The sequence below is a fragment of the Massilia horti genome (genome assembly GCF_004614195.1).
Taxonomy (GTDB): domain Bacteria; phylum Pseudomonadota; class Gammaproteobacteria; order Burkholderiales; family Burkholderiaceae_D; genus Telluria; species Telluria horti.
In genome coordinates this window covers 22757-45068 of sequence record NZ_SPUM01000130.1, presented here as the reverse complement: position 1 = coordinate 45068, position 22312 = coordinate 22757, and the positions used below count along the sequence as shown (strand labels likewise).

18 protein-coding genes are annotated in these 22312 nt (G+C 64.4%); 2 read left to right on the top strand and 16 right to left on the bottom strand.

Features of this window, described 5'->3' with window-relative positions; all coding sequences use genetic code 11:
- Window positions 1-35: 35 nt before the first annotated feature.
- On the bottom strand, window positions 36-1253 hold the full coding sequence (locus E4O92_RS19690; protein WP_135191360.1) for a nidogen-like domain-containing protein: 1218 nt from the start codon (window positions 1251-1253) through the stop codon (window positions 36-38).
- Window positions 1254-1435: 182 nt separating this feature from the next.
- Here E4O92_RS19690 and E4O92_RS19685 point away from each other — a divergent pair, with 182 nt between their 5' ends.
- A complete protein-coding gene (locus tag E4O92_RS19685; protein ID WP_135191359.1) occupies window positions 1436-2506 on the top strand; it encodes an AI-2E family transporter in 1071 nt (356 codons plus the stop codon).
- 490 nt (window positions 2507-2996) lie between these two features.
- Here the strand turns inward: E4O92_RS19685 and secA are convergent, their stop codons facing one another.
- Complete coding sequence (secA, locus tag E4O92_RS19680) at window positions 2997-5786, bottom strand: preprotein translocase subunit SecA (RefSeq protein ID WP_135191358.1); 2790 nt, start codon at window positions 5784-5786, stop codon at window positions 2997-2999.
- 96 nt (window positions 5787-5882) lie between these two features.
- Between secA and E4O92_RS19675 the strand changes: the two genes are divergently transcribed.
- The gene (locus E4O92_RS19675) at window positions 5883-6503 is read left to right on the top strand and encodes a DciA family protein (protein ID WP_229483573.1); all 621 of its coding nucleotides are present in this window, start codon (window positions 5883-5885) and stop codon (window positions 6501-6503) included.
- A 312-nt stretch (window positions 6504-6815) separates the two neighbouring features.
- On the opposite strand, the gene lpxC is transcribed toward E4O92_RS19675, so the two are convergent.
- The 14 genes from lpxC to E4O92_RS19605 form a co-directional block, all read right to left on the bottom strand.
- Window positions 6816-7751 (bottom strand): UDP-3-O-acyl-N-acetylglucosamine deacetylase, encoded by a 936-nt coding sequence (lpxC, locus tag E4O92_RS19670; RefSeq protein ID WP_135191357.1) that lies wholly within the window; start codon window positions 7749-7751, stop codon window positions 6816-6818.
- A gap of 87 nt (window positions 7752-7838) precedes the next feature.
- Complete coding sequence (locus E4O92_RS19665) at window positions 7839-8705, bottom strand: DMT family transporter (RefSeq protein ID WP_229483571.1); 867 nt, start codon at window positions 8703-8705, stop codon at window positions 7839-7841.
- An 84-nt stretch (window positions 8706-8789) separates the two neighbouring features.
- Window positions 8790-9293: a peroxiredoxin gene (locus E4O92_RS19660; protein ID WP_135191356.1), complete on the bottom strand. Its 504-nt coding sequence runs from the start codon at window positions 9291-9293 to the stop codon at window positions 8790-8792.
- Window positions 9294-9393: 100 nt separating this feature from the next.
- Window positions 9394-9816 (bottom strand): hypothetical protein, encoded by a 423-nt coding sequence (locus tag E4O92_RS19655; protein WP_135191355.1) that lies wholly within the window; start codon window positions 9814-9816, stop codon window positions 9394-9396.
- A 231-nt stretch (window positions 9817-10047) separates the two neighbouring features.
- Window positions 10048-11244, bottom strand: a complete 1197-nt coding sequence (gene ftsZ / locus E4O92_RS19650) for a cell division protein FtsZ (RefSeq protein WP_135191354.1) — start codon at window positions 11242-11244, stop codon at window positions 10048-10050.
- A gap of 204 nt (window positions 11245-11448) precedes the next feature.
- The gene (gene ftsA / locus E4O92_RS19645) at window positions 11449-12681 is read right to left on the bottom strand and encodes a cell division protein FtsA (protein ID WP_135191353.1); all 1233 of its coding nucleotides are present in this window, start codon (window positions 12679-12681) and stop codon (window positions 11449-11451) included.
- Window positions 12682-12697: 16 nt separating this feature from the next.
- Window positions 12698-13513, bottom strand: coding sequence for a cell division protein FtsQ/DivIB (locus E4O92_RS19640; RefSeq protein ID WP_135191352.1), 816 nt, complete (start codon window positions 13511-13513; stop codon window positions 12698-12700).
- Window positions 13514-13519: 6 nt separating this feature from the next.
- Window positions 13520-14491 (bottom strand): D-alanine--D-alanine ligase, encoded by a 972-nt coding sequence (locus tag E4O92_RS19635; protein WP_135191351.1) that lies wholly within the window; start codon window positions 14489-14491, stop codon window positions 13520-13522.
- Complete coding sequence (gene murC / locus E4O92_RS19630; RefSeq protein ID WP_135191350.1) at window positions 14488-15885, bottom strand: UDP-N-acetylmuramate--L-alanine ligase; 1398 nt, start codon at window positions 15883-15885, stop codon at window positions 14488-14490. Before murC ends, E4O92_RS19635 begins: the two co-directional genes overlap by 4 nt.
- Window positions 15882-16964 carry an undecaprenyldiphospho-muramoylpentapeptide beta-N-acetylglucosaminyltransferase gene (murG, locus tag E4O92_RS19625; RefSeq protein WP_135191349.1) on the bottom strand — a complete coding sequence of 361 codons (1083 nt, stop codon included), beginning with the start codon at window positions 16962-16964 and terminating at the stop codon, window positions 15882-15884. Before murG ends, murC begins: the two co-directional genes overlap by 4 nt.
- Window positions 16961-18175 carry a putative lipid II flippase FtsW gene (gene ftsW, locus E4O92_RS19620; RefSeq protein WP_135191348.1) on the bottom strand — a complete coding sequence of 405 codons (1215 nt, stop codon included), beginning with the start codon at window positions 18173-18175 and terminating at the stop codon, window positions 16961-16963. Before ftsW ends, murG begins: the two co-directional genes overlap by 4 nt.
- Entirely contained in the window at window positions 18175-19671 is a 1497-nt protein-coding gene (gene murD / locus E4O92_RS19615; RefSeq protein WP_135191362.1) for a UDP-N-acetylmuramoyl-L-alanine--D-glutamate ligase, read from the bottom strand. Before murD ends, ftsW begins: the two co-directional genes overlap by 1 nt.
- A gap of 3 nt (window positions 19672-19674) precedes the next feature.
- Entirely contained in the window at window positions 19675-20844 is a 1170-nt protein-coding gene (gene mraY / locus E4O92_RS19610) for a phospho-N-acetylmuramoyl-pentapeptide-transferase (protein WP_135191347.1), read from the bottom strand.
- Window position 20845: 1 nt separating this feature from the next.
- Complete coding sequence (locus E4O92_RS19605) at window positions 20846-22312, bottom strand: UDP-N-acetylmuramoyl-tripeptide--D-alanyl-D-alanine ligase (protein WP_135191346.1); 1467 nt, start codon at window positions 22310-22312, stop codon at window positions 20846-20848.

The window sequence follows — 22312 nt, the reverse complement described above, 5'->3', positions numbered from 1 at the left end:
GCGCGAGGCCGGCCGGCAGCCGCTGCAGGAAGCCCTTACGCATGCGCGGCGGCGGACACGCGGCGCCGGCGTGCGGCGAACGCGCCCGCGGCGCCCAGTCCCAGCAGCAGCAAGCTGGCCGGTTCCGGCACATCGGTGGAGGTTTGCACCGTGATCGGGTTCTGCGTCATCGATACCTGGCCAGCGCCGGTGAAGGTCAGGCCGGTCACGAACGCCTGGGTGTTGGCGGGGTCCAGGCCGGCATCGACGTCGATCCCGAGCACGCGGAAGCCCCGGATGCCATCCGGGCCGAAGGTGTAAATTTCGCCGCCCATCACGTGGGCGAGGAAATTGTTGTCCAGGTCCCAGATCTCGTAGCCGTCCAGGTCGCCGGCGATCGTCGGCAACAGCACGCTCGCGAAGTTCGGGCCGGATTGGACAGTGTATTCATAGCCCACCGCCACCAGCGGGTCGATGAATACCCGCTGGTCGAGCACCACGTTGAAGTTGAAGTGATAGCCGTCTTCCTGCACGATGGTCGGCAACAGCGGGGCATCCGGGCTCGAGCCGTCCGAGGTGACGCCGTTGCGGATTGCCATGGTCCACACGCCCGGCGTTTCCTGGCTGAGGTTGGAGGTATTGGCCAGGTTCACGACGCCGGTGGTAAACGAGCCGGGCAGCACGAAGAAGTGCTGGAGGTCGCCCGCGTCATAGCCCGCCTGCGCCGGGTAGCCCTGGCTGACGTCGCCGGTGGTCCATTGCAGCTGGTTGTAGCGGAATTCGATGTCAAAGTTGCCGGCGCCGGTATCGGAGCGGTTCACCAGCGTCAACTGGAAATCGTTGAGCTTGTCGGTATGCTGGTTGTAGTAGCCGACGTTATGCCAGGTGACCACCACCGTGTTCGCATCCGGCGAGGCCACGTAGACCGCGCCGCCGCCCGGTTGAGGGCGGGTGTCGACGTCGGCCCAGAACGGCGCGATCATCGGCTGGTTGGAAATCGGGAACGGGGTAGGCGTATACGACGACACCGGCCCACCAAAGGTGACGTTGCCGTTATTATTGACATAGAACTGGTTGTAATTGTGGTTAAAGAAATTGAGCGTGAAGGGCAGGTTCAGGATACTGGACGAATTGTCGTCCGCCGGAACCAGCGCCAGTTCGCCGTATCCTTCAGGCCCCCCGAAGCCGCTGCGCAGCGGCGCCGCATCGGCCAGGCTCGACAGGGTGGTGGCGGCACCGAGGGCCAGTATGGCCAGCAGTGATCTAATTTTCATTCTACTATCCCCAAAAAATAGTTACAAAAAGTGATTTTCACAATGAAACCAAGCGTCGGATCAGGTAGCAAAATCCATGCCGAAATCAAACTGCGTTTAAAATCAAGTGTTTACATTTCTTGGGAAAATCCGGTGTAAAGCTCACCGACAACCGAACTGCATAAATTGAGTCTGGAGACTTGATGAGACCTGCCCAACGAGACGTACTGAGCGCAATATTTTCGGTAGCAATCATTGCCTTTGCCGCCTTCATCACCCAACGCTTCGTGCTGCCGCTGCTGTGGGCCGCCATCCTGGCCACCGCGACATGGCCGCTGTACGCCCGGGCCAAGCGTTCGCTCGGCGGCCACGAGATCGCCGCCGCGCTGGGCGTGACCCTGCTGTGCGCCGCGGTGTTCATCACCCCGCTGGCGTTGGCGTGCGTGCAGGCGGCGCACCAGGCGCCGGCCCTGGCGGCGCTGGTGGCCCAGGCGAATACCGAAGGGCTGGCGGCACCAAGCTGGCTGCATCGGATTCCGCTGGTCGGCAGTGCAATTTACGAATGGTGGCAGACCACGCTGAGCCAGCCGCACGGCCTCTCCCACCTGCTGACCGACGGCACGGCCGTGCGTCTGCATAACGCCAGCGAATTGCTCAAGATATTCGGCAGCGTGGTCATGCACCGCATGATCGACGTGCTGTTCGCTTTCCTCTCCCTGTTTTTCTTTTACAAGGACGGCCCCGCCCTGCTGTCGCAACTCGATGCGATCGGCCACCACCTGATCGGCGACCACCGCTGGAAGCTGTACGCGACCAAGGTGCCGACCGCGATCCGGGCCACCGTCAACGGCCTGGTGCTGGTCGGGCTGGCCGAAGGCGTGCTGCTCGGCATCAGTTACGAATTCACGAATGTGCCGTCGGCCGTGCTGTGGGCCGCCGCCACCGGCGTGCTGGCGATCATCCCGTTCGGCGCGCCGCTGGCCTTTGGCGCCGTGGCGGCCGTGCTGGCTTTTAACGGCAATATTGGGGGGGCCGTCGCGGTGCTGGTCTGGGGCGGTGTAGTGCTGTTCGTGGCCGACCATTTCGTGCGCCCGGCCATCATCGGCAACGCGACCAAGCTGCCATTCCTGGCGGTGTTGCTGGGAATCCTGGGCGGCGTCGAAATGCTGGGCCTGATCGGCCTGTTCGTCGGCCCGGTCGTGATGACGCTGTTCGTCACCCTGTGGCAGGAAGAAAAGTTGTACCGGAGCGAGCAGGCAGAGCACATGCACTAGCCGACACCCCGATGACAAAGGGCGGCAGGATCGCTCTATGCCGCCCTAACGGGCATTGCAAAGCGACGTGCCGCCCCGTAGGATGAATCACGCAAAACGCAGCGCAATTCACGGTTAGAGGCGCCAGCGGTGGCGCTTGGCCAACATTGCATCGCGTTTTGCGTTTCTTTATCGCATGTTTCGGCGAGGCATAGTCACGCCTTCGACATGCGGTTGATTCACGTTAAGAGTCGGATCAAAGCTAGGGGTTGTAGGGTGCGCACCTGTGCGCACGCGGTGCAGACTGTGCGTCATGTCAGCAACGCCGCGAGCCGGGCAGACTCTGACCGCGTGCGCACAGGTGCGCACCCTACGACCTGCCGAAGCCCTTAGCCAAAGCAAATTGTAGGGGGCGCGGGCATGTGCACCTGCGTGCTACATACGTGGCGCGCGAAAAAAGGGCGGCAGGATTCGCATCCTGCCGCCCTTTTCGTTGGAACTTAAATCCAGGTTAGCCCAGCCTGCCGTGGCACTGCTTGAACTTCTTGCCGCTGCCGCAAGGGCAAGGATCGTTACGGCCGACCTTCATGCCCTCATAGGTGTTGTGGTCCGCCAGCGCGGCGCCGCCCACCCGGTCGGGCATCGCCGCCGCTGTCGGAGCCAGCAGCTCCTCGGGCGCGGCCGCCGGGTTGAAGTCGGAATGCTGGTAGTTGATATTTTCCAGCTGTGCCATCTGGGCCGCCATTGCAGCCTCGGCGGCCTCCACTTCCTCGCGGGTCTGGATGCGCACCGTCATCACCATGCGGATCACTTCGTTCTTGATCATGTCCAGCATGTTGGCGAACAGTTCGAACGCCTCGCGCTTGTATTCCTGCTTCGGGTTCTTCTGCGCATAGCCGCGCAGGTGGATGCCCTGGCGCAGGTGGTCCAGCGCCGCCAGGTGCTCGCGCCAGTGGGTATCCACGCTTTGCAGCATCACGTTGCGCTCGAAGCCGCCGAACGCTTCCTTGCCCACGACCGCGACCTTGGCTTCGTACGACTCCTCGGCTGCCGCCAGGACGCGCTCGAGGATGTCGTCGTCGTTCAGGTTCGGCTCGTCCTCCAGCATCTGTGCCAGCGGCACGGGCAGCGCCCACTCGCTGGCCAGGGTCTGCTCCAGGGCCGGAATGTCCCACTGCTCCTCGACCGAGTCGGCCGGCACGTAGTTGCGCACGACGTCGGTGAACACGCCGGTGCGCAGCGAGGCGATCAGCTCCGAAATGTCGGCCGCTTCCAGCAGTTCGTTACGCTGCGAGTAGATCACCTTGCGCTGGTCGTTGGCGACGTCGTCGTATTCGAGCAGCTGCTTGCGGATGTCGAAGTTGCGCGCCTCGACCTTGCGCTGCGCCGATTCGATCGAGCGGGTCACGATGCCTGCCTCGATCGGCTCGCCTTCCGGCATCTTCAGGCGTTCCATGATCGCGCGCACGCGATCACCCGCGAAGATGCGCAGCAGCGGATCGTCCAGGGACAGGTAGAAGCGCGACGAGCCCGGGTCGCCCTGGCGCGCGGCGCGGCCGCGCAGCTGGTTGTCCACCCGGCGCGATTCGTGGCGTTCGGTGCCGATGATGTGCAGGCCGCCCTGCGACACGACCAGGTCGTGCAGCGACTGCCATTCGTCGCGCAGCTTTTTCGACTGCGCTTCCTTCTGTTCCGGCGACAGCGATTCGTCCGCCTCGAGGAACTGGATCTGCTTTTCGACGTTGCCGCCCAGGACGATGTCGGTACCGCGGCCGGCCATGTTGGTCGCGATGGTGATCATCTTCGGACGGCCCGCCTGCGCCACGATCTCCGCTTCACGTGCGTGCTGCTTTGCATTGAGCACGTTGTGCGGCAGTTTGGCCTGGTTCAGGATCCCGGACAGCAGTTCCGAGTTCTCGATCGAGGTGGTGCCGACCAGGACCGGTTGGCCGCGCTCGTAGCAGTCGCGAATGTCGGTCACCATGGCCTGGTATTTTTCCGTGGCCGACTTGTAGACCTGGTCCTGGCGGTCCTTGCGCTGGTTCGGCTTGTTCGGCGGGACGACCACGGTCTCCAGGCCGTAGATCTCCTGGAACTCGTACGCTTCGGTGTCCGCGGTACCGGTCATCCCCGACAGCTTGCTGTACATGCGGAAGTAGTTCTGGAAGGTGATCGAGGCCAGGGTCTGGTTCTCGTTCTGGATCTTCACGCCTTCCTTGGCTTCGACCGCCTGGTGCAGGCCGTCGGACCAGCGGCGGCCCGTCATCAGGCGGCCGGTGAATTCGTCGACGATCACCACTTCGCCGTTCTGCACCACGTAGTGCTGGTCCTTGTGGTACAGCACGTGGGCGCGCAGCGCCGCGTACAGGTGGTGGATCAGGGTGATGTTGGCGGCGTCATACAGCGAGGCGCCTTCCGGCAGCAGGCCCATTTTGGTGAGGATGGCTTCGGCCTTCTCGTGGCCGGCTTCGGTCAGCAGCACCGTGTGCGCCTTCTCGTCCTTGACGTAGTCGCCCGGGACGTCGATCTTGCCCTTGCCGTCCGGGGTCTCTTCGCCGACCTGCAGCGTGAGCAGCGGCGGCACCTCGTTCATGCGGTAGTACAGATCGGTGTGGTTCTCGGCCTGGCCGGAGATGATCAGCGGCGTGCGCGCTTCGTCGATCAGGATCGAGTCCACCTCGTCGACCACCGCGAAGTTCAGGCTGCGCTGCACCCGCTCGCGCGCCTCGTAGACCATATTGTCACGCAGGTAGTCGAAGCCGAATTCGTTGTTGGTGCCGTAGGTGATGTCGGAGGCGTAGGCCTTCTGCTTGCTGTCGTGGTCCATCTGCGACAGGTTCACGCCGGTGCTCAAGCCCAGCCAGCCATACAGGCGCCCCATCTGCTCGGCGTCGCGCTGGGCCAGGTAGTCGTTGACGGTAATCACGTGCACACCCTTGCCGGCCAGCGCGTTCAGGTAGACCGCCAGGGTCGCCATCAGGGTCTTGCCCTCGCCGGTCGCCATCTCGGAGATCTTGCCGTCGTGCAGGACCATGCCGCCGATCAACTGGACGTCGAAGTGGCGCATCTTGAGCACCCGCTTGGCCGCCTCGCGGCACACCGCGAACGCTTCGACCAGGATGTCGTCAAGCGTTGCCCCGCCCGCCAGGCGCTCTTTGAATTCCGGAGTCTTCGCCTGGAGTTCGGCGTCGGACAGCTGTTCCATCTGCGGCTCGAGCGCACTGATGGCGCGCACGGATTTTTGGTACTGTTTGAGCAGCCGCTGATTACGGCTGCCGAAAATCTGGGTCAGTAAAGACATGCTGTGTTCTAGAAAAATGCCGCGAAAAGAGCCAGGGATGATATCAAAAAAATATCAGTCGAAGACCGCCTATGGCTAAAACCGAGTGATTCTATCATGCAGTCCGGCCACACTTGGGGCCAATGGCAGGAATTACAAGGGTTTTCCATCCAGAAACGCTTTCCCCCCGGCCGGCCCCTGTTCGGCCAGCCAAGATTATCCACAAGATCGCGCATTGGCGCTGCCTGTGCTATTGTTCCCCTCATGCATGTTTACGGAACCCGGAACACCCAGACCTCGTTCGACGTCTTCGACTTCCTGCGCAAGAACGATCGGCTCGCCAGCCTGCTCCCGACCGCGACCCGCATCGCGCGCCTGCAACACGATTGCGCGGGCGCGCTGCCTGCCATGTTCAGCAATTGCGACGTGTTGTCCTTTCAGGAAGGCGTGCTGGTGCTGGCCGTGCCCAGCTCGGCCGTCGCGGCGCGGCTCAAGCAGCAGCTGCCCAAGCTGCAGGCGACGCTGCAGCAGCGCGGCTGGCAGGTCGAGTCGGTACGGCTGAAGGTACAGGTGGCGCGCGCGATGCCGCCCCAGGTACAGATGCGCACGCTGGAGCTGCCGCCGGTGGCGGTGGATGCGTTTGAACAGCTGGGCAATGCCTTGCCGGATACGCCGCAGAATGCGACGCTGATTGCGGCGATCAAGAATATGGCGGCGAAGCGGCGGCAGGAGGGTTGATGCCCGCGAGAGCGCGGCCATGAAATAACCATCGTAGGGTGCGCACCTGTGCGCCCGCGGTACGTGTGCGTACCGGAGCCAACGACATTCAACCGTACAGCGTGCGCACAGGTCCTCGCCGGCCGCGCGCCCCCTACGCTTCCGGCAAGCCGTACGATGCAGTGCGTAGAGTGGGCGGCTCGTTCGTCGGGCATTTAGCCCGACTCACCCCACGCGTTCAAACAGTGCGTGCATCAACCGAACGCACAGCGGCGGTGCCGGCGCTGGCTGGACGCGTGGGCGGGAGACCCGCCCACCCTACCAAGGGCCGGCTCAGGTAAGCGCCCACTCCCGCGCCATCTGGCGCACGTACGACACCGGCGCCGTGCCCGGCGCGTCGAAGGTCACGATCTCATACGCATCCGGCTGTGCCAGCAGTTCACGCAGCAGCAGGTTGTTCAGTCCATGCCCGGACTTGTGCGCCTCGTAGCCGGCCAGCAGCGGATAGCCCACCAGGTACAGGTCGCCGATCGCATCCAAGATCTTGTGCCGCACGAACTCGTCCTCGTAGCGCAGTCCGTCCGCGTTCAGGATGCGGTACTCGTCCATCACGATCGCGTTCTCGAGCGAGCCGCCACGCGCCAGGCCCATGCCGCGCAGGCTTTCCACGTCCTGCATGAAGCCGAACGTGCGCGCGCGCGCCACGTCGTGCACGTACGAGACCACGCCGAAATCGACCGAGGCGCGCTGCGCGGTGCCGTCGACGGCGGGATGGTTAAATTCGATGAAGAAGTCGAGCTTGAAGCCGTCGTATGGCGACAGCCGCGCCCACTTTTCGCTGTCGCCGCTGCCCTGGCGCACCTCGACCGGCTTGAGCACGCGGATGAATTTCTTTGGCGCGGCCTGCTCCTGCACGCCGGCCTGCTGCAGCAAAAACACGAACGACGAGGCCGATCCGTCCATGATCGGGATTTCCTCGGCCGAGATATCGACGTACAGGTTGTCGATCCCCAGCCCCGCACACGCGGACATCAGGTGTTCGACGGTCGACACCCTGGCCTTGCCCTTGACCAGGACCGAGGCCATGCGCGTGTCGCCCACCACGTCGGCGCTGGCAGCGAATTCGACCACCGGGTCGAGGTCGACGCGGCGGAACACGATGCCGGTATCCACGGCGGCCGGGCGCAGGGTCAGTTCGACCTTGGTGCCGGAGTGCAGTCCGACACCAGTGGTGCGAACCAGCTGTTTAATCGTTCTTTGCTTTAACATCTTCCGATTATAGCGTAGGCGTTCCGGAGCGCGTTGCCTGCGGTCCAGCAGGTCGCATCGGCGCGACGCTTTCTACGGATGCTGGACTTAAGCGTGGACCTTTTCGTGGCGGATCAGGTACAGGCCACTGCCGATGATGATGGACGCGCCGATCAGGGTGAACTGGTCCGGGAGCGTGCGCCACAGCAGCCAGTCGATCGCCACACCCCAGGCCAGCGCCGAATACTCGAACGGCGCGACGACCGACGCCTCGCCGCGGCTGAATGCCTCGTTGATCGCCATCTGGGCGAAAAAGCCGCTGACGGAAAGCGTGCACAGGATCGGAAGGTGTTGGCTTTCCACCGGGACCCAGTTCGGCGCGGCAAGCACCGAGGCGCCCGCCGCCATCAGCAGCATCAGCCAGAACATCATGTGTTCCTTGCTGTCGGTGCGCGCCAGCAGCCGCGCCGCGATGGCGGACACGGCGTAGCAGGTCGCCGCCGCCAGGATCGCAAGGCCGCCCAGGCTCAGCAAGCCACTGCCGTCGGGGCGCAGCACCACCATCACGCCGGCCATGCCGACGCCGATCGCCAGCCAGCGCGCCGCGTTGACGGTTTCACCCAGCATCACCACCGACAATGCGGTGATCAGTATCGGGCCGATGAAGAAGATTGAATAGGCCGAGGCCAGCGACAGGTGTTTGACCCCGTAGGCGAACAGCGCCAGCATCACGATGCCCAGCGCCGCACGCAACAGGTGCAGCGGCCAGTTCACCTTGAGCGCAGTACGCAGCGCGCCGCGCCAGCCGACCCACACCAGCACCAGCGGCAGCGAGGCCAGGCAGCGCAGCGCGGCGACCTGCATCGCCGGAAAGCCGGCTGACAGCATCTTCATCGTGGTATCCATTACGGAAAAGAATGCCACCGCGACCAGCATCGCGTAGATGCTGCGCAGGTTGTCCGCCTTGATACTCATTGCCCCGTTCCCATCGTATGCATAACGCGCGTGCTAAAACAAAAGACGGCGCCGCGGCGCCGTCGTTTTCTGTGCTGCGGTCGATCAGCCCAGTTGTTTGAGCATATATTCGGCGCTCGAGACCTCGAAGCCGCCCTGCTCCACGTTCAGCTGCTTGACCACGCCGTCCTCGACCAGCATAGAGTAGCGCTGCGAGCGGGTGCCCATGCCGTACTTGGAGAAGTCGGCGTCCAGGCCCAGCGCCTTGGTGAAGGTCGCGTTACCGTCGGCCATCATGCGCACGATGCCGGTGGCTTTCTGATCGCGGCCCCAGGCGCCCATCACGAACGCGTCGTTGACCGACACGCACCAGATTTCGTCCACGCCCTTGGCCTTGAGTTCATCGAAGTGCTGGACGTAGCCCGGCACGTGCTGGGCGGAGCAGGTCGGGGTAAAGGCGCCGGGCAGGCCGAAGATCACGATCTTCTTGCCCTTGACCAAGTCGGCGACCTGGAACGTGTTCGGGCCGAGCGAACAGCCTGCGGTTTCGGTTTCGATGAATTCGGACAGGGTGCCTTCCGGCAGGCGATCGCCGATCTGGATGGTCATGGTGACTCCTCTGGTTTTTGTGAATCCCTCAAGTATGCCCGATCCTGAGCAAGCGTGCAGAGCAGGCAAAGAAATCCGAAGTGACCAGAGCTCGCAGCAACTACCGCGCCAAGACTGATTGAATCAAATCGCACCGGGCTGCGGGGATAACGGCATCTTCGCCTATCGGTTGGCCGAACGCTTCATTGCCAATGTTTTCGCCTGACACGAATCGAACAATGAAGCGGATCGGTTGTTTGGACAGCCGCTCGATCTTGAAAGCTTCTTTTTTTCGTTCCTTCATCAACGCGCAACTTCCGCTCAGCAGGAACATAGATTTTGCCGCTACGCTTCCGGAAGTCTGCACTGCTTCCACAGTCGATGAGGTTTCGCTACGTTCGACCTCCTGAAACACCATGCTGGGCTGATTGCCGTTGGCAGCCTGTCCTGCATTGGATGTCATGCGAAACAAAGGCGCCTGCGCGGCATAGAGGGTAGAGGTAGCAAAAAAGAGCAGAACAACACACAAGGTCTTAATTTTCATATCAGGCTGGGTAACGAGAGTTAGTTGACACGTTTATGTTCGCGGCCCTCTTCCATCTTCTCATCACTGCCGTTAATCCATTGCAACCAGCGGCAATGGCTAAGTGCACAAGCCCTTTGGTATAAGAATTCGCTACCTCGAAAAGCCGAGGGTAGGCGGTGTGGCGATCGCGCCGTGAAGAACAAAAAAAACCGAGGCACTCGGCCCCGGTAAAGATGCAACGCCGATAAATCAGTCAGCTTGCTTGCGCAGGAAAGCCGGAATGTCGTAGGTCTCAACACCGTTGCGCTGCATCGCCTGCACCTGCTCCGATGCCTGCTCGCGGCGCCACACGGCCGGCTGCTTCATGCCGCCCATCGCGTCGCCGGTGGCCGCTCCCACCGACAGGCCGTTACCCAGGCCGGCGCCGGCGGACATCACCGGGGTGTTGTAGGTACCGGTGCGCAGCATCTGCTGCGGCTGCACCAGCTGGATCTTCTTGTTCTTGCCCAGGCCGGTGGCCACCACCGTCACGCGCAGCTCGTCGCCCATCGAGTCTTCGTAGGCGATGCCCTGGGCGATGGCGGCGTCCGGAGCGGCGAAGGCACGCACGGCGGCCATCACTTCCTTGACTTCCTTACCCTTCAGGCTGCGGCTCGCGGTCACGTTGACCAGCACGCCGCGCGCGCCCGACAGGTCGATCCCGTCGAGCAGCGGCGAGGCGATCGCCTGCTCGGCCGCGATGCGCGCACGGTCCACGCCCGACGCGGTCGCGGTGCCCATCATGGCCTTGCCCTGCTCGCTCATGATGGTCTTGACGTCGTTGAAGTCGACGTTAATGTGACCCGGCACGTTGATGATCTCGGCGATGCCGGCCACCGCGTTGTTGAGCACGTCGTCCGCATGCTTCATCCAGTCGAGCATCGATTCGTCTTCGTAGATCTCTTCCAGCTTTTCGTTGAGGATGATGATCAGGGAATCGACGTGCTTGGACAGTTCTTCCAGTCCGTCTTCGGCGATGTCCATGCACTTCTGGCCTTCGTACGAGAACGGCTTGGACACCACCGCCACAGTCAGCGCGCCCATGGTCTTGGCCACTTCGGCCACGATCGGCGCGGCGCCGGTGCCGGTGCCGCCACCCATGCCGGCGGCGATGAACACCATGTGCGCGCCACGCAGCGCGTCTTCGATGCGCGAACGGGTCTGCTCGGCCAGCTGGCGGCCGATCTCCGGACGCATGCCCGCGCCCAGACCGGTTTCGCCGATCTGGATGATGTTGTCCGCGGTCGATGCGGCCAGCGCTTGTGCGTCGGTGTTGGCGGCGATGAACTCCACGCCCGATACACCCTTGTTGATCATGTGCTGTACCGCGTTGCCACCAGCGCCGCCGACCCCGACGACCTTGATCACGGTTCCCAGTGCTGCATTATCGACCATATCGAAATCCATGATGAAACTCCTAATATCAAAGTGCCGTTTCCAAGCGCTAGACCTCATAAATCGCTATCAGGCCTGGCGATTGGAAACTGCGTTGTACTCAAAAACGACTGTGTGCTTGATCCAAGAACTGCCAACCGAACTACAACCAACCATTCCCCGCAGTCCCCGCATGCCGTCCCCGGACGGGAACGGCGTCAAGGCCGCGGACTGCTTTTAAAAATTCCCCAGGAACCATTCCTTCATTCGCTGCCAGACCGCCTTCACCGAACCGTCCTGGCGCGTGACGATGTGTCCGCGCAGGTACTGCTTTTTCGCTTCCAGCAGCAGGCCGAGCACGGTCGCGTAGCGCGGGCTGCGCACCACGTCGGCCAGCTGGCCGCGGTAGTCCGGCGTGCCCAGGCGCGCCGGCTTGAGGAAGATGTCCTCGGCCATCTCGATCATCCCCGGCATCATCGACGAGCCGCCGGTGAGCACGATGCCCGACGAGAGCACGCCCTCGTAACCGGACTCGCGCACCACCTGCAGCGCCAGTGCGAACAGCTCCTCCACGCGCGGCTCGATCACCGCCGCCAGCGCCTGGCGCGACAGCGAGCGCGGGCCGCGGTCGCCCAGTCCCGGCACTTCGAGCGATTCGCCCGGGTCGGCCAGCACCTGCTTGGCCACGCCGTAGCGCAGTTTGATTTCCTCTGCCTCGCCGGTCGGGGTGCGCAGCGCCATCGCGATGTCGCTGGTGATCTGGTCGCCGGCGATCGGGATCACCGCCGTGTGGCGGATCGCGCCGTCGGAGAAGACCGCGATGTCGGTGGTGCCGCCGCCAATGTCGATCAGCACCACGCCCAGTTCCTTCTCATCGCTGGTGAGCACCGCGTCGGCCGAGGCCATCGGCTGCAGGATCAGGTCCGATACCTCCAGGCCGCAGCGGCGCACGCACTTGACGATGTTCTGCACCGCCGACACCGCGCCGGTCACAATGTGCACGCGCACCTCGAGGCGGATGCCGCTCATGCCGATCGGCTCGCGCACGTCTTCCTGGTTGTCGACGATGAATTCCTGCGGCACCGTGTGCAGCAGTTGCTGGTCGGTCGGGATGTTGACCGCCTTGGCGGTCTCGATCACGCGCGCCACGTCGGTGGCGGTGACTTCCTTGTCCTTGATGGCGACCATGCCGCTCGAATTGAACGAGCGGATATGGCTTCCTGCGATACCGGCATACACGTTGCGGATTTTGCAGTCGGCCATCAGCTCCGCTTCTTCGAGCGCGCGCTGGATCGACTCGACGGTCGCCTCGATGTTGACGACGACGCCCTTCTTCAATCCTTTCGACTCGTGCTGACCGAGCCCGATCACCTCGTGGCGTCCGTCGGGCATCACCTCGGCCACCACCGCCACCACCTTGGAGGTGCCGATGTCGAGGCCGACGATCAGGTTTTTCGCGTCTTTTGTCATTGCTGTATGCCTGCTGTTATGTATGCTTGGTTGTTTTAAGTTTTGGTTTTTTGGCAGCCTTCACCGGCTTGTTCGCGTCTTCCGGCACCAACAGGGCGCTCGACGCCAGCGCCAGTCCGCTCGGATAGCGCATGTCGATGGTGTCGATATGCCCTTCCTGCAGCCGCGCCACCAGTTGCGGGTAGACGCCGACCAGCCGTTCCACGCGCGCCTTGAGCATGCTCGGGTCGTGCTCGCGGCCGAGCGCCACGCTCATGCCGTTGGAAAGCCGGACCGTCCACGCATAGCGGTTCGACAGGCTGAGCGACTCGGGCACCAGCTTGACCGGCGCGAACCATTTGCGCAGCTCGGAAAAGCATGCCAGCACTTCCTTTTCGCTGCCGGGCGGACCGTCGAACTCCGGCAGCTCGTGGTCATCGTCGGCCTCGGCCACGTTGGCGGTGAATACATCCCCCTTCACCGACAGCAGGCGGCCGTCCTCGCCCCAGGTGCCCAGCGCCTCGTGTTCCTCGACCGAGACGATCAGCTGGTTCGGCCACTCGCGCCGCACGGTCGCGCGGCGCACCCACGGCACCGCCTCGAACGTGGTGCGCACCTGCTCCAGGTTCGCGGTGAAGAAGTTGCCCTTGATTTTCCCGAGCACGCTGTTACGCACCGTGAGCTCGTTCACGTGCTGCAGGCCGATGCCATACATGCTCTCCACCGTCACCCGGCGCAGCGTGAACATCGGCAGCTGCGAAACCCACCACACGCCTGACACCACGCAGGCGAGCAGCACCAGCGCGGTCAGGCCGCTGGCGGTCGCATTCAGGGTTCGGACGTCGTGCCACATTCTTCTTTATCCCCGTGCCTGTCCAATTTTCAGGCGCGCCGAGCGCAGGATCTCGACGCACAGGTCCTCGTAGCTCATGCCGATCGCGCGCGCGGCCATCGGCACCAGCGAATGGCCGGTCATGCCCGGCGAGGTGTTCACCTCGAGCAGGAACGGGCGGTTATCCGATTCGCGCAGCAGCACATCGACCCGCGCCCAGCCCTCGCAGCCGATCGCGTTGTAGGCCTCGACGGCGATACGCTCGATCTCGGCCGTGATCGCCGCGTCCAGCGTCGCCGGGCAGTGGTACTTGGTGTCGTCGGTGAAGTACTTGTTGTTGTAGTCGTAGTTGCCCTCCGGGGCCACGATCTCCACGATCGGCAGCGCGCGCGCATTCTCGCCCTGCCCCAGCACGGTGACCGTCAACTCGCGACCGGTCACGAATTCCTCGGCCAGCACCACCTTGTCAAAGCCGGTGGCCACGTCGACCGCGGCCTTCAGGTCCTCGGCCTTGGTGACCTTGGTGATGCCGATGGTCGAACCTTCCAGCGGCGGCTTGACGATCAGCGGCAGGCCGAGTTCAGACGCGACCTTGTCCAGGTCAGTGACGCCCGGTTCGATGGTCGCGTACCTTGGCGTGGGCAGGCCCTGCGCCAGCCAGATCTTCTTGGTGGTGATCTTGTCCATCGCGATACTCGACGCCATCACGCCGCTGCCGGTGTAGGCAATGCCGAGCAGTTCGAGCGCGCCCTGCAGGCTGCCGTCCTCGCCGTAGCGGCCGTGCAGCGCGATGAACACGCGGTCGAATCTTGCCGCCTCCAGTTCGGCCAGCGACTGCGTGCCCGGATCGAACGGGTGCGCATCGATGCCATGGCTCTTGAGCGCATTGAGCACGCCCGTGCCGGACATGATCGAGATATCGCGCTCGGCGGAGCGGCCGCCGAACAGCACGCCAACCTTGCCGAATGCGGCTGCGTCAGTTGAAGAAAGAGTACTCACGATGAAGCCTTTGCATGAGAAATCAGTTGGTTGGGGACGCCGCTGATCGAGCCTGCGCCCATGGTGAGCACGACGTCGCCGTCGCGCGCCACCTCCAGGATCGCGGCCGGCATGTCGCCGATCGCCTCCACGAAAATCGGTTCTGTCTTGCCGCCTGCGCGCAGCGCGCGCGCCAGCGCACGGCCGTCGGCGGCCACGATCGGCGCTTCACCGGCGGCGTACACGTCGGCCAGCAGCAGCACGTCGGGCGTGGCCAGGACCTTGACGAAGTCCTCGAACAGGTCGCGTGTACGGCTATAGCGGTGCGGCTGGAACGCCAGCACCAGGCGCCGGCCCGGATAGGCGGCGCGTGCCGCTGCCAGCGTGACCGAGGTTTCGACCGGGTGATGGCCGAAATCGTCGACCAGGGTAAAGCTGCCGCCGTTCGGCAAAGCCACCTCGCCATAACGGGTGAAGCGGCGGCCGACGCCGCGAAATTCGGCCAGGCCCTGCGCGGTGGCGCTGTCGGGAATGCCGATCTCGCGCGCGATCGCGATCGCCGAGCAGGCGTTGAGAACGTTGTGCATGCCGGGCTGGTTGAGCACGAACCTGGTGTCCGGGTAGCCCTCCTGGCGCACCGTGAACTTCATCTGCACGCCGCTGGCGTGGGCGTCGAGCGCGCGCACCTGGGCGTCCTCGGAAAAACCGTAGGTGGTCACCGGCTTGGTCACCTGCGGCAGGATCGCGCGCACGTGGCGGTCGTCGATGCACAGCATCGCGCGGCCGTAGAACGGCAGGCGGTGCGTGAAGTGCACAAAGGCGGCCTTGAGCTTTTCGAAGTCGTGCTCGTAGGTCTCCATGTGGTCGGCGTCGATGTTGGTGATCACCTCGATCATCGGCGACAGGTTCAGGAACGAGGCGTCCGACTCGTCGGCCTCGGCCACGATGTATTCGCCCGAGCCCAGCTTGGCGTTGGCGCCCGCGCTGTTCAGGCGCCCACCGATGACGAAGGTCGGATCGAGCCCGCCCTGGGCCAGCACCGACGCGACGAGGCTGGTGGTGGTGGTCTTGCCGTGGGTGCCAGCGATCGCGATGCCGCGCTTTAGGCGCATCAGTTCGCCGAGCATGATCGCGCGCGGCACCACCGGCACCTGGGCGGCACGCGCCGCCATCACTTCCGGATTCGATTCGTGCACCGCGGTCGAGGTCACGACCGCGTCGGCGCCGATGACGTTCTCGGCGGCGTGGCCAAGCTGCACGCGCGCGCCCAGCTCCGCCAGGCGCTGGCTGGCCGGATTGCTGGACAGGTCAGAGCCCGACACCTTGTAGCCGAGATTGAGCAGCACCTCGGCGATGCCGCTCATGCCGCTGCCGCCGATGCCGACGAAATGGATGTGTTTGATCTTGTGCTTCATCGGCTCTTATCTGCTGCCAGTTGTTCGAGTTGATTCGCGATTGCCTCGTTCGCGTCCATCCTGCCGGCCGTGCGCGCCGCCTCCGCCATGCGAAGGCACTCCTCGCGCGTGGTCGACTGCAGCAGGCTGGCCAGCCGCTGCGGATCCAGTTCGCCCTGCGGCAGGTGGATCGCCGCCTTCTGCCCCGCCATCCAGGTGGCGTTGTCGCGCTGGTGGCTGGTGGTGCTGGCCACGAACGGCACCAGCACGCTGGCCACCCCGGCCGCGGTCAGCTCGGACACGGTGATGGCGCCGGCGCGGCAGATCACCAGGTCGGCATTGGCGTATTCGGCGGCCATGTCGTCAATAAAAGGGACCACGTTGGCCTTCACGCCCGCGGCGGCATATGCCTCGCGCAGCGCGTCGATGTTCTTTTTGCCCGACTGGTGGGTGACCACCGGACGCAGCCCCTCCGGAATCAGCGCCAGCGCCTTGGGCACGTTGTCGTTCAGGGCCTTGGCGCCAAGGCTGCCGCCGACCACCAGCAGGTTCAGGGGGCCGGTGCGGCTGGCGAAGCGATGCCCGGCGGGCGCGATCTCGAGGATCTCCTTGCGCACCGGGTTGCCGGTCACGACCGCCTTGCCGGCAGCGCTGCCGAAATCGGCCGGGAAGCCGAACAGCACCCGCTGCGCGAGCGGCGTCAGGGTCTTGTTCGACAGGAGCAGCGCGGCGTCGGCGTTCACCAGCGCCAGCGGCACGCCGGCCATGCGCGCCATGGCGCCGCCCGGCACGGTAACGTAACCGCCCATGCCCAGCACCACGTCCGGCTTGCGCAGCTTGAGGTAACGCCGGCAGCTGGCAAAGCTGGCCACCAGCTTGAACGCGCCGGAGACGCTGTGCTTGAGCCCCTTGCCGCGCAGGCCGGAAAAATCGATCAGGTCCATCGCAATGTCGTGCCTGGGCACGATGTCGCGCTCCATGCCGTGCGTGGTGCCCAGCCAGGTGACTTCCCAGCCGCGCTCGCGCATGGTCTGGGCGATCGCGATGCCGGGGAAAATGTGGCCACCGGTTCCGGCCGCCATGATCATCAGCTTTTTCATTGGCGTCCTCCCCGCATCCGCACGCGGTTTTCATAGTCGATCCGCAGCAGGATCGCCAGACCCACGCAGTTGAACAGCACGCCCGATCCGCCGTAGCTCATCAGGGGCAGGGTCAGCCCCTTGGTCGGCAGCAGGCCCAGGTTCACGCCCATATTGATGAAGGTCTGCACGCCGATCCAGATGCCGATGCCCTTGGCGGCCAGGCCGGCAAAGGTCTGGTCGAGCGCGATCGCCTGGCGGCCGATGTCGAACGCGCGCTTGACCAGCCAATAGAACATCGCGATCACGACCAGCACGCCGGCCAGGCCCAGCTCCTCGCCGATCACGGCCATCAGGAAGTCGGTGTGTGCCTCCGGCAGGTAATGCAGCTTTTCGACGCTGCCGCCAAGGCCGACGCCGAAGATTTCGCCACGGCCGAAGGCGATCAGCGAGTGGGTCAGCTGGTAGGCCTTGTCCAGCGCATTGCCCTCTTCCCAGGGATTCAGGTACGCGAACATGCGCGCGCGGCGGAACGGCGAGAGCGCGATGATCGAGGTGAACACCAGCACCAGCACCGCGCCGATGCCGCCGAACCAAATCATGTTGAATCCGCCGAGGAACAGGATGCCCATGGCGATGCAGACGATCACGCCGAACGCGCCCAGGTCGGGCTCGAGCAGCAGCAGCATGCCGACCACACCCATTGCAGCGGCCATCGGCATGAAGCCTTTGGTCAGCTTGTGCATGTACTGCTGCTTGCGAACCGTGAAGTCGGCCGCGTACAACACGGCCACGATCTTCATGATCTCCGATGGCTGCAGGTTGAACACCTTCAGTGACAGCCAGCGGCGCGATCCGTTCACCGACACGCCAATGCCGGGCACAAGGACCAGCACCAGCAGGAACAGGGTCGCGACGAACATCAGGGGCGCAAGACGCTGCCAGGTGGCGATCGGGATCCGGAACACCACCATCGCAGCCACCATCGAGACGGCAATGAACAGCGCCTGGCGCGTCAGGAAGTAGTCGGACTTGTTGCCCAGCCAGGAGAACTTGGGCGAATCATGCAGCGCGATGGAGGCCGAGTAGACCATCACCATCCCGAGCAGCATCAACAGCAGCACCACCCACACCAGCGGCTGGTCGTATTCCATCATGCGCGACGGACGGCTGCCTGCCGCGGCGGCATCGCTCGACGATCCGGAAAACTTGAAGGGAATCTGGAAGGCCATCAGATGTCCTGCCCCTTCTCCAGCGCGATGTCGCGCACGGCATCGACGAACACCTGCGCGCGGTGTGCGTAGTTGGTGAACATGTCCAGGCTGGCGCAAGCAGGCGACAGCAGGACCACGTCGCCGCTTCTGGCCAGGCCGGCGGCGCGGCGCACCGCGGCCGGCAGGTCCGGCAGGTCGAACACCGGCACGCCGGTCGGCTCGATCGCGGCGCGCAGCAGCGGCGCGTCGCGGCCGATCAGCAGCACTGCGCGGCAGTAGTGCGAGCATGGACCGGCCAGCGGCGAGAAATCCTGGCCCTTGCCGTCGCCGCCCGCGATCAACAGGATCTGCTGGTCCTGGCCGGTGAACGACTTGCCCAGGCCCTCGAGCGCAGCGACCGTTGCGCCGACGTTGGTGCCCTTGCTGTCGTCGTAGTACTCGACGCCCTCGATCGAGGCGACCAGTTCGACCCGGTGCGGTTCGCCCTGGTATTCGCGCAGGCCATGCAGCAGCGGCGCGAGCGGCAGGCCCACGGCGCGGCACAGCGCCAGCGCGGCCAGCGCGTTGCTCGCATTGTGCAGGCCACGGATGTGCAGCGCGTCGGCCGGCATCAGGCGGTTGACCGTGACTTCGACTGGTTCAGGCGCCTGGCCTTTCTTCGGCTTTTTCTCGGGTTCTTCGCCCGGCACGGCGGTGGCGAGCCACAGCACGCCGCGCTCGCCCACCAGGCCGAAGCTGTTCGGCTCCTGCGGTTCGCCGGTGCCGAAGGTAGCATTCGCCGCGCCAGGGGCGGCCATGCGCATCACGGCCGCATCGTCACGATTGAGCACGCGCACCGTGTGTTCGCCGAAGATGCGCGCCTTATCAAGCGCATAGGCCGCCATCGAACCGTGCCAGTCGAGGTGGTCCTGGGACACGTTCAGTACCGTGGCGGCGTCGGCGTCCAGGCTGAAAGTGGTATGCAACTGGAAGCTCGACAGTTCGAGCACCCAGGCCTGCGGCAGCTCGTCGTTGTCCAGGACCTCGCGCAGCACGTCGAGCGCGGCCGGGCTGATGTTGCCGGCCACGCGCGTGGACAGGCCGGCGCGGCGGCACAAGAGGCCAGTCAGGCTGGTCACGGTGGTCTTGCCGTTGGTGCCGGTGATGGCGATCACCTTCGGCGCATAGCCGCGCTCAAGCTTGAGCGCGGCCAGCGCCTGCGCGAACAGCTCGATCTCGCCCCAGACGGGAATCGAACGCGCTGCCGCGGCCGGGCCGATCTGCGCCAGTTCGCGGTTCGGGGCCAGGCCCGGGCTGACCGCGACGAAGTCGACGCCGGTGAGCAGGTCCTCGGCGAATGGGCCGCCGATGAATTCGGCGTCCGGCACTGCCTGGCGCAGCGCCGGCAGGCGTGCGGGGTCGACGCGGGTGTCGGCCACGCGCACGCGCGCGCCGCAGCGCGCGAGCCATTGCGCCATCGCCAGCCCGGATTCCCCGAGCCCCAGCACCAGTGCCTGTTTGCCTGAGTATGTCATCAATCAGCGAAGCTTCAGTGTCGAGAGTCCAACCAGGACCAGCATCATGGTCACGATCCAGAAGCGGACCACGACCTTGGTCTCCTTCCAGCCCTTTTGTTCGAAATGGTGGTGCAGCGGCGCCATCAGGAAGACGCGGCGTCCGGTGCCGTAGCGCTTCTTGGTGAATTTGAACCAGCCGACCTGGATGATCACCGACAGGGTCTCGGCCACGAAAATGCCGCCCATGATGAACAGGACGATTTCCTGGCGCACGATGACGGCGATGGTGCCCAGTGCGCCGCCCAGCGCCAGCGCGCCGACGTCGCCCATGAACATTTGCGCAGGGTGCGCGTTATACCAGAGGAAGGCCAGGCCCGCGCCCGCCATGGCGCCGCAGAAGATCAGCAGCTCGCCTGCGCCCGGGATGTGCGGGATGAACAGGTACTTGGAATAGGTGGCGTTGCCGGTCAGGTAGGCGAACAGGCCGAGCGCAGCGCCGACCATCACGGTCGGCATGATCGCCAGGCCATCGAGGCCGTCGGTGAAGTTCACCGCGTTGGACGCGCCGACGATCACGCAGTAGGTCAGCGCGATGAAGCCCCACACGCCCAGCGGGTAGCTGATGGTCTTGAAGAACGGGACGATCAGGTCGGCCTTGGGTGGCAGGTCCATCGAAAAACCGGACTGCACCCAGCCGAAGAACAGTTCCCACACCTGCCAGGGGTTGCCGGCCGAGACGGAAAAAGCGAGGTACAGCGACGAGGCGATGCCGATCAGGGACATCCAGAAGTACTTCTCGCCCGAGCGCATGCCTTCGGGGTCCTTGTAGACCACCTTGCGGTAGTCGTCGACCCAGCCGACCGCGCCAAAGCCCATGGTCACCACCAGCACCGGCCAGATCAGGCGGTTGGACAGGTCGCACCACAGCAGCGTGGAGATGCCGATCGCGATCAGGATCAGCACGCCGCCCATGGTCGGGGTGCCGTGCTTTTGCAGGTGGGTCTGCGGGCCGTTGGTGCGCACCGCCTGGCCGACCTTCATTTCGGTCAGCTTGCGGATCACGGCCGGACCAAAGCCCAGGCCGAGCGTAATCGCGGTGATCGTGGCGAACACCGCGCGGAAGGTGATGTAGTTAAAAACACGCAGGAAGCTTAGATCCTGCTGAAAGTATTGTGCGAGCCAGAGCAGCATTTTAATGGGCTTCCTTGCCAGTGTTTTGAGATCCAGTCAGGTGCTCGACCACGCGCTCCATCTTCATGAAGCGCGAGCCCTTCACCAACACAGTCGCGTCAGATTTGCTGCCCAGTTTTGTATCCAGTGCTGCCAATAATTCGTCAAACTGCTCAAAGTGTTGTGCCCCAGAGGCGGCCAGGTGGCGGGCCAGCTCTCCGGTTACGAGCACGGTATCGATGCCGCGGCTTTTGGCGTAAGCGCCGATTTCTTCGTGAAACTGCCGTCCTTGCGTGCCGACTTCGCCCATGTCGCCCAGGACCAGGATGCGCTCACCTAGATACCCGGCAAGCACATCGATCGCGGCGCGCACGGAGTCGGGGTTGGCGTTGTAGGTGTCGTCGATGACGGTTGCGCCGATTGCCGCCTGCTTGAGTTGCAGACGGCCGCCGACGGGGGTGAAGCTCTCCAGGCCGCGCACGATCGCGTCGTGGTCGATGCCGGCGGCGCAGGCGCACGCGATCGCGGCGAGCGCATTTCTTACATTGTGTTCGCCGGCGGCGGCCAGCTTCACGCTGAACTGCCCGTCGTTTCCGCGCAGGCGGGAATCGCCTGTGGCGATTCCCCCCATGCTGAGTGTGCTGGAATGCGGCGTGTCCATGGGTTCCCGCCTGCGCGGGAACGACGGGGTTACGCTGACACTTAAGTCGCTGCCGAAGCCGTTCGAAGTGTACGTAGCGTGCACGTCGCATGCATCGGTAAGACCGAAGGTCAGCACGTCGCACTTCGCCAGGCCGCGCCACAAGTCCGTGTACTCGTCATCCCCCGGGAACACGGCCACGCCATCGACCGGCAGCGCCTGCAGCACCGAGCCGTTCTCGCGCGCCACCGCTTCCACGGTGTGCATGAATTCCTGATGCTCGCGCTGGGCGTTGTTCACCAGGCCGACGGTCGGCTCGGCGATTGCGGCCAGCCGGCCGATCTCGCCCGGATGGTTCATGCCCAGTTCGACCACAGCGGCGCGGTGCGACGGCGCAAGGCGCATCAGGGTCAGCGGCACGCCGATCTCGTTGTTCAGGTTGCCCTGCGTCGCCAGGCGAGCTTCCGCGCCAAACGCGGCGGCCAGGATCGAGGAGATCATCTCCTTGACCGTGGTCTTGCCGTTGCTGCCGGTGACGCCGATCAGCGGAATAGCGTACTGCTTGCGCCAGGAATTGGCGATGCGGCCGAGGGCCGCCAGGGTGTCCGGCACCACCAGCGCCGGCAGGGCAAAGCCTTCCGGCAGCTGTTCGACGACCACGCCGGCCACGCCTCTGGCGGCGACCTGGTCGAGGAAGTCGTGTCCATCAAATTTCTCGCCGCGCAGCGCGACGAACAGCGCGCCAGGGGCTACCTGGCGGCTGTCGGTCGAGACGCCTTCGAAAGCGGCGTCGCGCGTGGCGCGGCTACCTGCGATCGAAGCGGTCAGTTGTGCGAGCGAACCGCGCAT

Coding starts and splice junctions, on each gene's coding strand:
- murC (WP_135191350.1), bottom strand. CDS start 15,885: ATGAAGCACAAGATCAAACACATCCATTTCGTCGGCATCGGCGGCAGC.
- E4O92_RS19685 (WP_135191359.1), top strand. CDS start 1,436: ATGAGACCTGCCCAACGAGACGTACTGAGCGCAATATTTTCGGTAGCA.
- E4O92_RS19640 (WP_135191352.1), bottom strand. CDS start 13,513: ATGTGGCACGACGTCCGAACCCTGAATGCGACCGCCAGCGGCCTGACC.
- E4O92_RS19655 (WP_135191355.1), bottom strand. CDS start 9,816: ATGAAAATTAAGACCTTGTGTGTTGTTCTGCTCTTTTTTGCTACCTCT.
- lpxC (WP_135191357.1), bottom strand. CDS start 7,751: ATGTTAAAGCAAAGAACGATTAAACAGCTGGTTCGCACCACTGGTGTC.
- E4O92_RS19675 (WP_229483573.1), top strand. CDS start 5,883: ATGCAGTCCGGCCACACTTGGGGCCAATGGCAGGAATTACAAGGGTTT.
- E4O92_RS19690 (WP_135191360.1), bottom strand. CDS start 1,253: ATGAAAATTAGATCACTGCTGGCCATACTGGCCCTCGGTGCCGCCACC.
- secA (WP_135191358.1), bottom strand. CDS start 5,786: ATGTCTTTACTGACCCAGATTTTCGGCAGCCGTAATCAGCGGCTGCTC.
- E4O92_RS19605 (WP_135191346.1), bottom strand. CDS start 22,312: ATGCGCGGTTCGCTCGCACAACTGACCGCTTCGATCGCAGGTAGCCGC.
- mraY (WP_135191347.1), bottom strand. CDS start 20,844: ATGCTGCTCTGGCTCGCACAATACTTTCAGCAGGATCTAAGCTTCCTG.
- ftsW (WP_135191348.1), bottom strand. CDS start 18,175: ATGGCCTTCCAGATTCCCTTCAAGTTTTCCGGATCGTCGAGCGATGCC.
- E4O92_RS19665 (WP_229483571.1), bottom strand. CDS start 8,705: ATGAGTATCAAGGCGGACAACCTGCGCAGCATCTACGCGATGCTGGTC.
- ftsA (WP_135191353.1), bottom strand. CDS start 12,681: ATGACAAAAGACGCGAAAAACCTGATCGTCGGCCTCGACATCGGCACC.
- murG (WP_135191349.1), bottom strand. CDS start 16,964: ATGAAAAAGCTGATGATCATGGCGGCCGGAACCGGTGGCCACATTTTC.
- murD (WP_135191362.1), bottom strand. CDS start 19,671: ATGACATACTCAGGCAAACAGGCACTGGTGCTGGGGCTCGGGGAATCC.
- E4O92_RS19660 (WP_135191356.1), bottom strand. CDS start 9,293: ATGACCATCCAGATCGGCGATCGCCTGCCGGAAGGCACCCTGTCCGAA.
- ftsZ (WP_135191354.1), bottom strand. CDS start 11,244: ATGGATTTCGATATGGTCGATAATGCAGCACTGGGAACCGTGATCAAG.